This is a genomic window from Mucilaginibacter sp. SJ (genome assembly GCF_028993635.1).
GTDB lineage: Bacteria > Bacteroidota > Bacteroidia > Sphingobacteriales > Sphingobacteriaceae > Mucilaginibacter.
The window spans coordinates 6,739,491-6,754,379 of the sequence record NZ_CP118631.1; the positions used below are offsets into that span (position 1 = coordinate 6,739,491).

11 protein-coding genes are annotated in these 14,889 nt (G+C 41.4%); 3 read left to right on the forward strand and 8 right to left on the reverse strand.

From position 1 onward, the window contains the following. Window positions 1-221: 221 nt before the first annotated feature. Both MusilaSJ_RS27675 and MusilaSJ_RS27680 read left to right on the forward strand, forming a co-directional pair. Window positions 222-1,652 (forward strand): MBOAT family O-acyltransferase, encoded by a 1,431-nt coding sequence (locus tag MusilaSJ_RS27675; RefSeq protein ID WP_274987973.1) that lies wholly within the window; start codon window positions 222-224, stop codon window positions 1,650-1,652. A 3-nt stretch (window positions 1,653-1,655) separates the two neighbouring features. Then, window positions 1,656-2,639, forward strand: a complete 984-nt coding sequence (locus MusilaSJ_RS27680) for a hypothetical protein (protein ID WP_274987974.1) — start codon at window positions 1,656-1,658, stop codon at window positions 2,637-2,639. Between the two features lie 97 nt (window positions 2,640-2,736). On the opposite strand, the gene MusilaSJ_RS27685 is transcribed toward MusilaSJ_RS27680, so the two are convergent. The 3 genes from MusilaSJ_RS27685 to MusilaSJ_RS27695 all read right to left on the reverse strand — a co-directional run bounded on the left by MusilaSJ_RS27685 (window position 2,737) and on the right by MusilaSJ_RS27695 (window position 8,614). Further along, window positions 2,737-4,149, reverse strand: coding sequence for a pectate lyase family protein (locus MusilaSJ_RS27685; protein WP_274987975.1), 1,413 nt, complete (start codon window positions 4,147-4,149; stop codon window positions 2,737-2,739). A 358-nt stretch (window positions 4,150-4,507) separates the two neighbouring features. Further along, the gene (gene fbp, locus MusilaSJ_RS27690) at window positions 4,508-5,560 is read right to left on the reverse strand and encodes a class 1 fructose-bisphosphatase (RefSeq protein ID WP_274987976.1); all 1,053 of its coding nucleotides are present in this window, start codon (window positions 5,558-5,560) and stop codon (window positions 4,508-4,510) included. A gap of 405 nt (window positions 5,561-5,965) precedes the next feature. After that, on the reverse strand, window positions 5,966-8,614 hold the full coding sequence (locus MusilaSJ_RS27695; protein WP_274987977.1) for a DUF5686 and carboxypeptidase-like regulatory domain-containing protein: 2,649 nt from the start codon (window positions 8,612-8,614) through the stop codon (window positions 5,966-5,968). Window positions 8,615-9,004: 390 nt separating this feature from the next. Here MusilaSJ_RS27695 and MusilaSJ_RS27700 point away from each other — a divergent pair, with 390 nt between their 5' ends. Further along, on the forward strand, window positions 9,005-9,925 hold the full coding sequence (locus MusilaSJ_RS27700; protein WP_274987978.1) for a hypothetical protein: 921 nt from the start codon (window positions 9,005-9,007) through the stop codon (window positions 9,923-9,925). Window positions 9,926-9,933: 8 nt separating this feature from the next. Here MusilaSJ_RS27700 and MusilaSJ_RS27705 read toward each other — a convergent pair whose 3' ends face one another. The 5 genes from MusilaSJ_RS27705 to MusilaSJ_RS27725 form a co-directional block, all read right to left on the reverse strand. Next, window positions 9,934-10,245, reverse strand: coding sequence for a DMT family transporter (locus MusilaSJ_RS27705; protein ID WP_274987979.1), 312 nt, complete (start codon window positions 10,243-10,245; stop codon window positions 9,934-9,936). 73 nt (window positions 10,246-10,318) lie between these two features. Then, window positions 10,319-11,275: a sterol desaturase family protein gene (locus tag MusilaSJ_RS27710; protein WP_274987980.1), complete on the reverse strand. Its 957-nt coding sequence runs from the start codon at window positions 11,273-11,275 to the stop codon at window positions 10,319-10,321. A 2-nt stretch (window positions 11,276-11,277) separates the two neighbouring features. Beyond that, window positions 11,278-12,717 (reverse strand): N-acetylneuraminate synthase family protein, encoded by a 1,440-nt coding sequence (locus MusilaSJ_RS27715; RefSeq protein ID WP_274987981.1) that lies wholly within the window; start codon window positions 12,715-12,717, stop codon window positions 11,278-11,280. A gap of 15 nt (window positions 12,718-12,732) precedes the next feature. Next, the gene (locus tag MusilaSJ_RS27720; protein ID WP_274987982.1) at window positions 12,733-13,536 is read right to left on the reverse strand and encodes an SDR family oxidoreductase; all 804 of its coding nucleotides are present in this window, start codon (window positions 13,534-13,536) and stop codon (window positions 12,733-12,735) included. A gap of 3 nt (window positions 13,537-13,539) precedes the next feature. Beyond that, a complete protein-coding gene (locus MusilaSJ_RS27725; protein WP_274987983.1) occupies window positions 13,540-14,880 on the reverse strand; it encodes an aminotransferase class III-fold pyridoxal phosphate-dependent enzyme in 1,341 nt (446 codons plus the stop codon). Window positions 14,881-14,889 lie beyond the last annotated feature (9 nt).

The window sequence follows — 14,889 nt, forward strand, 5'->3', positions numbered from 1 at the left end:
GTTGTGTTATATCACAAGCTGGTTGAGAGTTTTTATCAAATGATCGGAGGATCAGTTCTCGTCGGGGTTACTGTACCTGCCCTCCTGAACTTGCAATGTCCTGATCAAATTTTGGCTGTGAAGTTTGTTGCGTGATTTTACAGAATGATTTACGATTGCAGTGCCGCTATTTTATATCATTTTATTTTCAGTTAGGTTTAATTAACCAAAAAAACCTGGCAATGATATTTAACTCATTTACTTTTCTGCTGTTTTTTCCTGTGGTAACGGCTTTGTATTTTCTGGTGCCCCATAAATTTAGGTGGCTGCTGCTGCTTATAGCAAGCTGCTATTTTTATATGTTTTTTAAAGCTATTTATATCCTCATCCTGTTTTTTACAATAATTATCGACTACACCGCGGGCATTTACCTGGAAAAAGTTAATGACCTTAAGAAGAAGAAGCTTTTGTTAATATTGAGTCTTACGGCAAATATTGGCGTACTGGCTGTATTTAAGTATTTCAATTTTTTTAATGCCAATTTATCGGGATTGCTATACTGGATGGGGTACACTAACCCAATTCCGTTTTTACAGATCCTGCTTCCGATAGGATTGTCATTTCACACTTTTCAGGCCATGAGCTATACTATTGAAGTTTACCGGGGCCATCAAAAGGCCGAACGGCATTTCGGTATTTATGCTTTATACGTGATGTTTTATCCGCAATTAGTTGCCGGCCCTATTGAACGTCCTCAAAACCTGTTACCGCAATTTAAAACCGAACATCATTTTAATGCCCTGGATGTTTCTGAAGGGCTAAAACGAATGCTGATCGGTTTTTTTAAAAAGGTTGTTGTTGCCGACAGGTTATCTATATATGTAAAAACTGTTTTCAACAATTATCCTGAACATGGCTCGGCCACAATTGTGCTTGCTTCATTGTTTTTTGCCGTCCAGATCTATTGCGACTTTTCGGGCTACTCGGATATTGCGATAGGCAGTGCCAGGGTGATGGGCTTTAAACTGATGGAAAATTTTAAACGGCCTTATTTTGCAAAAAGCATAAGCGAGTTTTGGAGCAGGTGGCATATCTCACTTTCTACCTGGTTTAAAGATTATGTGTATATCCCCTTGGGGGGCAACCGGGTTAGCAAAGGGCGGTTGTATTTAAATTTATTTGCCGTGTTTATGATCAGCGGTTTGTGGCATGGCGCCAATTGGACATTTATTGTTTGGGGCGCTTTACACGGGTTTTACCTCATCTGCGGAATGGTAACGCAGAAATGGAGGACGGCAACAGCAAGTAAATTAGGGTTAGGCAGCGGAGTATTTTCCAATTTTTTAAATATATCTTTTACAATATTCCTGGTTACTATAAGCTGGATCTTTTTCAGGGCTGTATCATTGGAGCAGGCCTGGGGTTTGTTGAAAGGGGTTTTTGTTTACAAACACGGTTTTTTTATAGGCGAACCTTCATATTTTCTGTATGACCTGATGGCTATAGCCGCCCTGTTTTTTTACGAATTAAAACAGGAATACGGCCTTCATTCATTACGGTTACTTCACAATGAAAATTGGGGGATCCGCATGGCTTCCTATTTAGGGTTGGTTTTTATAATTCTGTTGTTTGGCGTTTTTGACGGCGGACAATTCATTTATTTTCAGTTTTAGATTATGAAGCAGTTGAAAGAAAACAGCAATAAGTTTTTTATCAGGTTGTTATTGATGATTGTGGCTTTTGTGGCTGTTGATCAGGCAGCCGGTGTGTTCCTTTATTATTTTTTTACACACCAGGTTTCCGGCGAATACGCTGTAGCTAATCACGTTGTGTATAATCTAAATGAAGATGTGTTGGTTTTGGGTAGTTCAAGGGCATCACATCATTATAACTCATCGCTTATAAAAGATGGTTTGAACCTAAGTTGTTTCAATGGCGGCAGAGATGGCGAAGGGCTTTTATATAGTACAGCAATATTTGAACTGGCATTGCAGCGCCACGTTCCTAAGATTGTTGTTTTAGATGTAACCAGCGATGTGTTAAGTGAAAAAGAAGATGAAAAGAACAGGCTTTCCATTTTACTGCCTTATTTAAAACAATCGGATGTTATCGGAAATATGATCGAAAAGAAAGACCAGTTGGAGCTAATAAAAAGCCATCTTCAAACATACCGCTACAATGGCCAGGTGGTTTCTATATTTCAACATTACTTTTTATCATCAGGAAACACCGTCATGGGGTTTAATCCTTTGGATAGTAAAATGGACGTCAGCAGGGTTTCAAACCACACATCATTTAAGCCATATTCAGACAGCATATCGGCCGACAATGTAAATGCACTGGATTTGTTTATAAATGAATGTAAGCGGCAAAAAATCCAATTGTTTGTTTTTGTATCGCCAAGGTATAACGATGATACCCAACAGAATTCCTATTTGAAATTGAAAAATATTTGCAGCAGTAATAAGGTTATTTTTCATGATTTTACCAACGATGTATATTTTAAAAATCCGGAGTACTATTCGGACAGGGCGCATTTAAACGGTAGGGGAGCCGACTTGTATACCGATACCATTGTGGCTTTTATGAAGAAAAGGCTAAGCCCTGCGGCTAACGTTCAATACCTCAGTAAAAATGAAGAGCCTGTGCCTGAAAATTAATATTGTAATTGGAACCGGGATCAATAAAAAGTAAAAGGCCGCTTTCATGATAATTCATAAAGCGGCCTTTTACTTAGAGTGGGGGTGAATAATTTAATTAATTAACTGTTTTAACACCGGCGCCTGCTGTTACTACTGCAGGAACGTTGGCAGCAGCATCAAGCAATGAACTGTAAGCGTATGACGGTACCCAGCTTGATAAAGATGAGGTAATGTTATTGGCACCACAATTAGAATAAATGTTGGTTGATACTCCGCTGAAATAACCTACAGGATCGCCATCTAAGTTAGTGGTAAGTGGTTTTTTACAGCCTGAGAAATACTCATTATCTGTTCTTACTGTGCCACCGTACCTTGCACCGATAGAATAACCATCATTGTTTAAGTGGTAGTTGTTGTACATGTGGATGCTGCCGAATACCAAAGTTGGTTCCCTTTCAGCCACATTGTACCAGTAGTTATGGTGCACTGTAACGTGTAGTTTGCCGGTGTTGGCTGTAACAGCATCGCTCGTTACCGAACCAATAAGCAATGACAGGTAGGTGTCATGGAATTTGTTCCATGAAATGGTTACGTAGTCAGAACCTTCGGCAACACCGATGTCTTTACCCCAATAATCCCAGCCATGGCTGCGGTCTGTTGCAAAATCGCAATGGTCAATCCAAACGTGGTTCGACTGGAATTTGACGTAAATACCGCATTCGGTTACGTAGTTTCTAAACGTAACGTTTTGGATAATGATGTTGCTTACAGTGAAAAGGTAAAGGTTCAGGCTCGATAAAACGGCTCCGGTTTTACCGATGATGGTGGTATTTGAACCAACATACACAGGAGTTAAGCCAGATCCGCTAATTGTTCCGGAAACATACACAATCTTAGGTGAATTACCTGCTACCGCAGATTTGAACGCAGCAAGTGTGCTAACTGTTACTGTAGTACCACCTTTACCACCGGTTGTAATTCCGTTAACAGCAGCGTAACCGGTTAATACTGTACTTAATACAGAGCCGGTTACTGGTGATGTTACGGGGGTACTCGTAGCAGGAGCTGTTGCACCGCTGGTTGCAGTACCTGTAAGGGTGTAAGTGTACTTTCTTCCGTTTGTCAGGGGGCTGCTGTTGTCGGAAGTTGAGAAGTACAATCCGGTATCCCAGTGACTGTAACGCCCTTTACCAAGGTTCCTGATATCACTGTGAACAGAATGAGCCGGACCTAATGCAACACCGTTTTCATAAAGTTGGAGTGTTGATGCAGTTGGCTGCGTGTTTGAATCGCCGCTTACCTGAACGGGGCTGAATTTGTAAGCGTAACCTTGATCTAACCGGATTGAAGATGTGGCCATCGTGTAGATGGTGGGGGCTGTTGTTGCCAGGCTTTTGCTGACGTTTAAATCATTAATTGGAACGGTTACTGGTTGGTCTGCATTTTTGGAGCAACTGCCGATGAGGATAATTGCGCTCAGTGCCAAACTGCCAAAAGTCATTTTTTTTAAAGATTTTGTTTTTTGCATGTTATAATTTTTAATTAAGCCCTCGAAACGTGGTCTTATATTAAAAATTACCGTTAATTTTCACCTAAAGATATAGACTAAAAGCTTAAGTAGTTCAAAAATGCTGATTCTGTTGTTTAAACGTATAAAATTATGTGTATTTGTGACACGTATAGTTGTAAAGGATTTCACACTTCATGACATTTGGATGACAATTTTAGTTCAAAAGAAAAAACAATTTTCGTCGATTATTGTCTTATATCACCTCAAAACTAAGTTTTGTCCAGTATTTTTAACTTGCAATTAAAGCATAAATTGTGAAAGCAGCTTTACAAAAGGCTGGTGCTTAACCTGGTCATTATCGCGTTTTTCAATATTCTTATTGAATTTTAACTTCTCCTTCAAACGACTTCACAAATAATTTTGGAGAAAATGATGACATAAATTCTTCAGCTTTGAGCACCATATCCATTGAGCCAATAAATATGGAGGACCGCTGGTGTAGTTCCTTTACTTCAATTTCCATAATTCTTTTGTATCCATCTGATGCTTTGCCGCCGGCTTGCTCAATAATATAAGCCATAGGGTTACACTCGTAAATCAGTCGCAGTTTCCCCTTTTTTGCGCCTGTAGTAGGGGGATAGATAAAAATTCCGCCTTTTATTAAGGTCCGGTGTATGTCCGCAACCATCGATCCTGTGTACCTGGAAGTATACGGTCTTTTGGTGTCCGGATCTTCTACCTGGCAATATTTAATATATTTTTTTACTCCATCCGGAAAATGAATGTAATTACCCTCATTTATAGAGTAAATTGTTCCCGTTGCCGGAACCGTCATGTTAGGGTGTGAAAGGCAAAATTCGCCGATTGAAGGATCAAGAGTAAAGCCATTAACCCCCTTTCCTGTGGTGTATACGAGCATTGTTGAAGATCCATAAATGACATATCCTGCAGCCACCTGCTCGGTACCCAGCTGTAATACATCTTCGTTTGTGGAAAGCTTCCCTTTGTCCGATTTTCGTCTGTAAATGGAAAATATGGTTCCTACACCTACATTAACATCGATATTAGATGATCCGTCTAAAGGATCAAGTGCAACGACGTAGTTTGCTTCTTTTGAAATATCCGAGTCTATAACCAGGTATTCATCATTTTCTTCCGAAACAACTATACAACATTCTCCGCCGCTTCTTAATGCTGCAATAAACTGCTCATTGGCATAAATATCCAGCTTTTTTTGTGACTCTCCCTGGATATTGGAGGAACCCGCATCTCCTAAAATATCTACAAGGCCGGCTTTATTAATTTCCCTGTTTACTATTTTAGAAGCGATCCCAATATCACGAAGTAGCCGGGAAAGCTCACCTTTTGCATAAGGAAAATCTTTTTGCCGCTCAATAATAAATTGTCCAAGAGTTTTAAATGCCGTCATATTTTTCAAGGTTTAATGTGTTTAACCCGGTAGCTTAAAAGAAACGGGTTAACAGAATGCTTACCGATTACCAATTATAACATGGTATTTACATATTGCACCCACAATTCTGTTAATTATTTACGCAAACGTTTGCGTTTTTGCTTAGTTGACCAATTTAATGAGAATGCTATTTTAAATTGATAAACAGTCTGTTAGCATGATCCTTCAATTTTTTTTCAAGGTGGAAAAGAGTTTTTGTTTCAAAATAGTAAAATGGAGCATTATTCGTAAATAGGGAGATTGGTCAGCTTTACCTCGTTGTCGATGATCGTAATGCCGATTGTTTACGAGTTGATCCCGCCCAAAATAGAAGGCGAATAACGAAAATGAATGAGCTTACCAGGGTGCTTTTCTCTTATATTCCTAAAAATGAGGACTGAAACCAAACTTGATACCATAAGGAGATGCACCGGGATGATCAAGGTAATTAAATCGCCTTATGCCATCTATCCGCAAAAATTTAAAGATGTTTCCTATACCAACTCCTGCTTCCACATAAGGTGTATTCCCTAAGGCGTAGGTGCCGTTTGAGTCACTTGTTCCCGTCGGAAAACGGTATAAATTTGCCGAGTAAAGCGGGTTGTTTTCATTTCGTAAGCCGCCAAATAATACTTTGGCAGATAAAAATTCTCTCCATTTCAGGTGTTTTATCAAAGGTACCTTATTTAGCAAAAAGCCGTTAAAGCTATGTGTCAGGTTGATACCTGCATAATGATCACTTACAAACTCCAGGTAGGTCATTTGATTATAGCCATCTTCATCATAAGCTAAGGACTGATTTGCCGGGCTGATATTGAGGAGCGGAAAGGGCACCTTTCCTGCCAAATAATTCCCCAATACCGTAATATCGGTATGGCCAAGCTGAGAAAGATAGAAGCGTTTGAAAACGCTTGCATTAAAGCTTGTGAAATTATATGCACCATTAAATAAGCCTTTAAAGCCCTGATTGATCTGCAGATTTAAAATAGGATATTTGCTATAGATAGTGCGGCGATAAACGGTACCCTGGAGGATCTGTTCGTGCGGCGCATACCTGAAGGCAAGATTTAATTCGGTAGTTGTTAAATCATGAACCGATGTATTAGCTGCATTATTGAATTGAAATGTTAGTGCCGCGGCCGGGCGCTGGTTCCAGTTTCTGAATGCAAGGTCGAACGAAAAATGATTCTCAAAATCTTTTACATATTCAATTTTGGCAACCCTGCTATAAAGCCAATATCTTGTTTTTCCTGTTTGAAAAGATGAAAGTGCAGCCTGCTGGTTAATAGTTGAAAGATTTTGTCCCGGTACATCAACATCGTACAAATAGCTTGCCTTAATATAATCGTTAGGGTAGCGATAAAATGGTGTTTTATTGAATGAGAGGAATGTAGCAAGATTGTATTTGTAAGTTCTGTCCCGGGTGCCGTAAGCGCCAAAGCCTTCAAAGTATATTGATTTATTCAATTCGGGTGTAGTACGCCCGCCAACCTGGAAACGTGACCCTTCCTGGCTATCTCGGGAGTACAGCGCGCCAACAGGACCTAACAACACCGGCCCCCATTTGGCATAACCTCCGGTTAATGTGGCTGCAATCCAGGTTGCTCTTTTAAATTGCGGCATTTTTTCCAACTGGGTAATCCGGGGATAAACTTTGGCCTGGTGGGCAGATAGGGTGTCAGGCCGCTGATGCAGCCAGTACGAAGTATCGGGCTTGTTAGCGTCATCTGCTATTTGGAGTTCCCTCCCTTCATAAAACGTTGCCGGAAGCGGGGTATTGGTTAAATAGTGCGACAAAAACACTGTTCTTTCACCCATCAGCCCGAAACCTTTATTCTTTAAAATACCTAAGTCGGCTTTAACATCACTTTTACTTAAAAAGTAACGACCATTAGGGTGTTGCTCAAAATCAAGCGTCACTTTAAGGTTCCGCATAAAATTGATATTGATCTGCTTGTTTACATTAAGCTCGCATGACCGTACTGCATAGTTGCCCGTCATACTTACGAGTAACTTACCTTCAAAAAGCAGATCGCCTTTTGTACGTGGTGTAAAGCTTAATTCAATCAGTTTTTCCTTACCCGATTGGATAGTATCGGTAATGAAAAATTTGTAGTAGTTGGGGGAGTGGTCGGCAATAGGGCTCAGGAGCTGGTTATTTATAATGAAAACATTGTTATCGTAAATATCAATGTTATTGCCGTACAGCCTGTTCAGGTAGATATCCAAGCCCGCGGTATCAATAAATTTGAGGATGTTGGCCTCTTTTTGCGCCTTCAGGATCCTGATGGATTTTGCGGGGTTTTTACGGTAATAATTTTGGTATTGCTTTTCGCTGAAATACGCGGGGAGCAGTACCTGGGTTTGCCCGTTGTTTTTTACTGTATCAAGCATAAACTTGTACATTTTAAAATAACGGCTGTTCATTAGGTTGGCGGGCATATCGATAAATGACAAATTGATCCGCTCATACTGGTCGTATTGCAGATAATCGGCACTTTCCATCCGGTTTTGTTTTTTATGGTCGATAACCTGCTGAATGAGCTCAACCGCCGGATTGCCCTTATTGCGATAACGTTGTTTTTTGCCTGAAACAACAGTAACTTCTTTTAACTGGGTTTGACTGCTATGCAGCCGAATTTGAAGCACATTTGGCTGCCCGGGCTTAATTGTCCTTGTAACCGGCTGAAAACCTATATATGAAAAGGTAACGTGTGTAAAAGAACCCGGAGCACTTAATTCAAACTTTCCCTCCAGGTCCGAATTGGTGCCATATTTGCTCCCGGTAAACCTGATATTGATGCCTGGAAGCGGCTGGCCGTTAGCATCATCTACTACTTGCCCGCGTATGCTGGTTATGGTATGAAAGGTTGATTTTTTAAGGCTGTCCGTTTGCTGTGCCCTGCTGTATAAAGGGATTAGTAAAAAAATATAAAAAGCAATCCTTTTTGTAAATAACAGCTTTAAAACCTGAAACAATATCCGCTTTGCGGAACCGGGTATTCTGAAAAAGATCTCAAAAAAAGATAGCAAGTTATAGTAGATTAAAAAAAGATTCAGCCTGTTAATTTCCCGGGTATTATTCCGTGGCATGTTTTCCAACTTTCCTAACGTACAATTTAAAGTTGAATTGTTTCTGAAGATAGTATTATTTTAAGATTAACAGATATATAATAGTTTTGGTTAATTAACTTCCGGAAACGTTTCGTTTTATCAAATAACAAGCCCATCCCATTTATCTCCACTCAATAATTTTTCGTATTCCATGATTGTTTAATAACCTTTTGCTGTGTTTTGTTTTAATAACCATCCTGACTTTAATTGAATTAAACTTGAACGGGTTTGAACCATCATTTGTATTTGCCGGGGCTAATTTTGTTTTACTGATAACAATACCATTAAAATAAACTTAACCGCTGCATTATGAAAATCTTTATACTGTCCCTGTTTTTAACATCTTGTTTTTATAGTAGCCTACTGGCTCAAGGCAATTTTTTCAATAGTAAAAACGCTTACCTGGGGCGACGCCCGCCTAACGATACCCCGCGAATTTTTGCGCAACAAATGTTAGTGCCTGATAGCGGTATGGCTATGGACAGGTCGGCATTTTCGACAGACGGAAAGGAGTTTTATTATTGCAATGCCATTCATTGGTTTAATTCAAAGGGGAATAAGATCCGTTATTTTAAATATGAGGGTAATAAATGGCGTGGCCCCTTTGTGCTTAGCTATGGATATTACGCTCCTACTTTTTCTATTGATGGTAAAAGCATGTATTTTGCCGGTAAGGGAGATGGCAAACACTCCATTGTTTGGATCTCTCACCGGAGTAAAACAGGCTGGACAAGTCCGGTGACCTTTCTGAAGAAGGATTATGGCTTATATGATTTCATGCCTACTAACAGCGGCACTTATTATGTAGGCAGTAATGTGGGTAAGGGTAGCATGAAAGATTATACCAGGTATGATTTCTGCACGCTTACCATCTCCAAAACAGATACTATAGTTAAAAGCTTAGGCCCGGTTATCAATACTCCCGGCTTTGATGGCGATTTTTATGTTGCGCCCGATGAATCATACATGATCATCAGTTATAAGGAGAAGCCGGATTACGAGTGTGAGCTTGGCATCACTTTCCGTAAGCCAGATCATAGCTGGACAACACCACCAAACCTTGGCCCATTGATTAATGATGGTGATGCCCACCGCTGGGGTGAATATGTTACCCCTGATGGTAAATACCTGGTATATACCAAAGGCACCGGTGAAAAGGATTGCTGTCTTTACTGGGTACGGTTTGATACATTGAAGGCTAAGCTAAAAAAGGAAGCGTTTGGCAAATAACAATGAATTTATTTTATCTCAGGGCCATAAAACTTTAAGCCCAAAACGCCCGTCATGATGAGCAGCATGAAAAATATTTCGATGTAGGAAAGGCGCTGGTTTAAAAATGAAACCTCAACTAATTTGATCAGGATAAGGGTTACGGCCGTCCAAACAGCATATGCTACGGCTGTTGGCACCAATTTTATAGCCAATGAGAAGAAATAAATATTACCAATACCAAATACAATATAACCTACAAAAGGTAACCAAACGGGGAGGCCATGCTGCAGGCTTAGTACTGAATTGAGACGGAGCGCTTTCAAGTCGCTGAATTTCATGAACTTTAGCGAGAACGTCCAGGCCGCTTCAAATGCGGCTGCGATTAAAATATATAGCCAGGCCAATATGTTATTAGTTTTGTTGTAGTACTTTTTCTGGTTCGGTTACTAAAGTAACGGCTTGCTGCTCAGTATCCAATTGATGTGCTTCGTTTGTTTTAGCAGGAAGTAAAGTTTTCATCCAATTCATAAACCGTGGTCGCAGGTGGTAATACCAGTTGAACCAGCGGTATTTAAGCAGTGTTTTTTCGTCAAAGCGTTTTACGCTGAATGCATGCTGTAAAAAGTAATCTTTGGGGTAGTCATAATAAAGCCCCCAGTTTTCGGGTTTATTGCCGGGCGTGTGACCAGGATCGTATACGGTACCGAGCAGGTAATCCCAAAATGAAAACTTAGTTGCAAAGTTGGCGTGAAAAACCTCCTGGTAATTAGCGTGATGCCATAAATGCAGCTGGGGCGAGTTAATAATGTATTTAAGCTTGCCCATATTTACTTTGATGTTGCCGTGTATAAACATGCCAAACATGGCATCCAGCATAGCTTTGATGGGAACAACCATCGGGTCTGCACCTAACAGTATGATAGGTGCAAACTCAATGGTTTGATTGATGACGATCTCCATGATGTGCGAGCGTGAGCCAGCCAGAAAGTCAACCTCCTTACCCGAATGATGCGCCTCATGGATCCGCCAGAAAAATTTATTGGAATGCTGAAAGCGGTGGAACAGGTAAATGTATAAATCATGTGTAAACAGGAAGAATAATACCTGTAATGCTACCGGCCAGTTGCTTATCAAATGTAGATGCGACAGATCAAAATGCGCTTTTAACGGCGTAATAACATAATCGAAAATGAGGATCTTTAAAAAGTAACTTTGTATCAGCGTATACCATACCAAATCAATCCAAAAACCTTCCCTAAAAAATTTCAGGCCTTTTCTATAAGGCGAGATCCTTTCCCAGGCGATGATGAATGCTATCCAGCAAAAAAGGATAGTGGATGTTATGGTAAGTACTTTTTCCTGTGACATTATTATTTAACGCTTGGTTTTTCCTTGTATTCGTCGCTGATGTTTACCCTTAAACGTTTCATCGGGGCCAGTTCAGACTCATAAACGCGTTTTTCACCGTCACCCGCTGCCGTTTCAACGTCCCTGATATCGCGCACTAAACGCTGCAAACCTTGCGGTTCAACAGATGCTGCATGATCAGATCCCCACATAGCGCGGTCAAGCGTAAAGTGGCGTTCAACAAAGGTTGCGCCCATAGCTACCGCACCTACGGTAGTTGCCAAACCTGTTTCGTGGCCCGAATACCCGATAGGAATGCCCGGATATTTATTCTCCAGCGTTTGGATCATTTTAAGGTTAAGCTCCTGCGGAGGGCATGGATAAGCCGAAGTAGAGTGAGCAATAAACAATGGATAGTTTTCATCAAAAGCATTGATATAATCCATCGTTGTTTCGATCTCTTTCATGGTAGACATGCCGGTTGAAAGCATTAACGGTTTACCGGTTTCCAATATGCGCTGGATCAAAGCAAAATCGGTTAAAGATGCTGATGCGAGTTTATACAGGATAGTATCAAACTGCTCCATGAAATCAACTGATGGCGCATCCCAGGCGGATACAAACCAGTCGATGCCTACTTTTTTACAGTATTGGTCGATGGTTGCATATTCGGCTATGCCAAATTCAGTTTTGCGTTTGTAGTCGATGTAGGTAATACGGCCCCAGGGGGTATCGCGCATAATTTCCCACTGATCGCGTGGTACGCAAATTTCGGGGGTCCGTTTTTGAAATTTAACGGCATCGGCCTTTGCAGCTACAGCCTCATCAATTAATTTCTTGCAAATTTCAAGTGAACCGTTGTGGTTAATGCCAATTTCGGCAATGATATAGCTGGGCTGACCTTTGCCAATTGCCCTGCCGTTTTGCAGTGTAACAGTACCATTCCTGGTGCCCGATAAATATATGTCGCTTTTGGCTTCAATGATCAGCTCAGCAAACTCACGGAAGCAACCATCGCCGCCGTTCAATGAACTTACAAAATCTACCCGGGTTTTAACATGCGGCAAAGCATCTGCAGGTGAGGCAGTAAGCCCGGCCAGTTTCATTACTTCCAGGTCATTATAATCATCGCCGATAAAAGCAATTTCATTGGCAGAGATATTTAAGCGGCTGCAGATTTCTTTAAAAACAGCAACTTTATCTTTTACACCCAAATGCAGTTCGGTAATCTGCAATTTCTCAGCTCTTTTAATTAACGAAGGCGAATTTTCGCCGGTGACGATACCTGTATTTACACCAGCAAATTTGCGAAGGCGCTCAACCCCCATACCATCGCGCACGCTGAATTTTTTTAAAAGCTCGCCGTCATGATTGTAGTATACTCCGGCATCTGTTAAAACCCCATCGTTGTCGGTAAGCAATAATTTAATGCCGGCCGCTTTTTGTTTTAAAATCTCGTTCATAATAGTTAGTTTAAATTAAATAGCTGTCCACCCCCCGTCCACAACCAGGTTAGCGCCGGTCATATAAGCCGATGCCTCGCTGGCCAGGAATATAAGCGCGCCCTGATAGTCTGACGCCTGGGCCATGCGCCCTAATAAAGTTTTTGCTGAATAGTTGCCAATAAAATCTTCGGTTTGTCCGGCTTCAACGCCGCCCGGAGAAAGGGTATTTACCCTCACGCCGGTATGGCCCCAATAGGCTGCTAAAAAGCGGGTGAAATTGATGATGGCCCCCTTAGTAACCGGGTATGCTGCCGACTTGTAAAAAGTTTGCTGCCCGAGTGAATCGCGGTAAATGCTTTGATCTGGCCCAACCATGCCATAGGTTGATGCTATATTGATGATACTGCCGCTGCGTTGCAGAGCCATGTGCGTACCAAATACCTGTGAGCATAAGAATACGCCGGTAATATTTACGTTAAGCGATTGCTGGAAAGCCTCTAACGGATAGTTTTCAAACGCCGATAGCTCCTTGGCCATGGCCGGGTTCTCGAATTTATCGTTAATGGCGGCGTTGTTTACCAGTATATCAACAGCATCATATTGATCAAGCGTTGCGTTGAGCGCGTCAATCAATGAATCCTTGCTGGTTACATCTACGCCCAAACCTAAGTGGTTGTCGCCAAGCTGTGCCGCAAATGCTTTGGTTTCTTCGGCATTAATGTCGGCAACTATTACGTTTGCGCCTGCTGATGCAAGGGCTTCGCAATGTTTACGGCCTATAAGGCCTAAAGCACCCGTTACTACGGCGGTTTTCCCTTTTAATGAAAACAGATCCATGATTTAGGCTATGCTTTTAGGTTTGATGTTGTAATTGCTCACCTTACGGAAAACTGCCTCTAACACTTCACCTTTCAGTTGATCTTTTATATCACCGCTTTCGATAGTCGCCTTTAACAATGGTAACACATCGCGGTAAGCCGCAAGGATATAATCGATATCTTCGGTGGTATGGCTGTAGCACATATTGTGGAAGCCGGCCCAAAGTACACCGCGTTTTATCATTTCCTGCTGCATGAAAGTTTTTACTTCCAATCCGTTGCCGGCATCAGGAGTAAAGGTTACCATGCTGCGACAGTTAAAACCAACACAACGTGTGTATTTATCAACGCCTAACTCAATGGCAAGGCTGTTATAGCCATCTTTTAGAAGTGCGCCATGCTCGTCAAGGTATTGTGGTACCTTTTTATCACGGAGTTCATTGATAGTAGCGATACAGGCTGCTAACGATAAAGCTTCGCCGCCAAATGTGGTATAGCTGAATACTTCAGAGTTGAAAAGCTCCATCACATCGGCACGACCGGTTAACAAAGCAATTGGCATACCGTTGGCGCATGCTTTTGAAAATACAGCTAAATCAGCTTTAACATTAAAGTATTCCTGCGCGCCACCAAGGGCTATGCGGAAGCCGGTCCACATTTCGTCAAAAATGAGCAGGGTGCCATTAGCTTTACAAACTTCTGCAAGTTCCTGAAGGTAACCCGGCTTCGGTGCCTCAAAAATGAAAGGCTCCAGTATAAGGGCTGCTACAGTTTCATCTAAAGCAGCTTTAACCGATTCAATATCGTTATATTCAAAAGTGTAAGTTAAATCCTGGATAGCTTCAGGAACGCCTGAGTTACGGCTGGTGATACCAATGTACCAATCGTGCCAGCCGTGGTAACCACAGCAAAACACTTTATCTCTGCCGGTAAATGCACGCGCCACACGGATAGCGGCAGAACAAACATCCGCGCCTGTTTTAGAGATCTTTACCGCTTCAGCATTTGGTACAACCTGCTGTATAAGCTCAGAAAGCTCAACTTCCAGGGGGTGCATCAACGAAAAGGTAATACCATCATTTAATTGCTGACGGATAGCTTCATCAACGGCAGGGTAGGCATAACCCAAAGAGATTGGGCCGATGGCTGAGTTTAAATCGATGTATTCGTTGCCGTCAACATCCCATACGTGCGATCCTTTTCCTTTTAGAAGGTATTTTGGTGCAGCTCCTTTGGTAAATTGCCCCGGACCTTTAGCCAGGGTTTGGGTTACAGGTTTCTGAACTTTTAAAGCACGTTCATATAATTTATCCGATTCGGTGATGTTCGGAAAATCGTTGTTGAGGTCTATTTTGTTAGCCATGATCAGTGT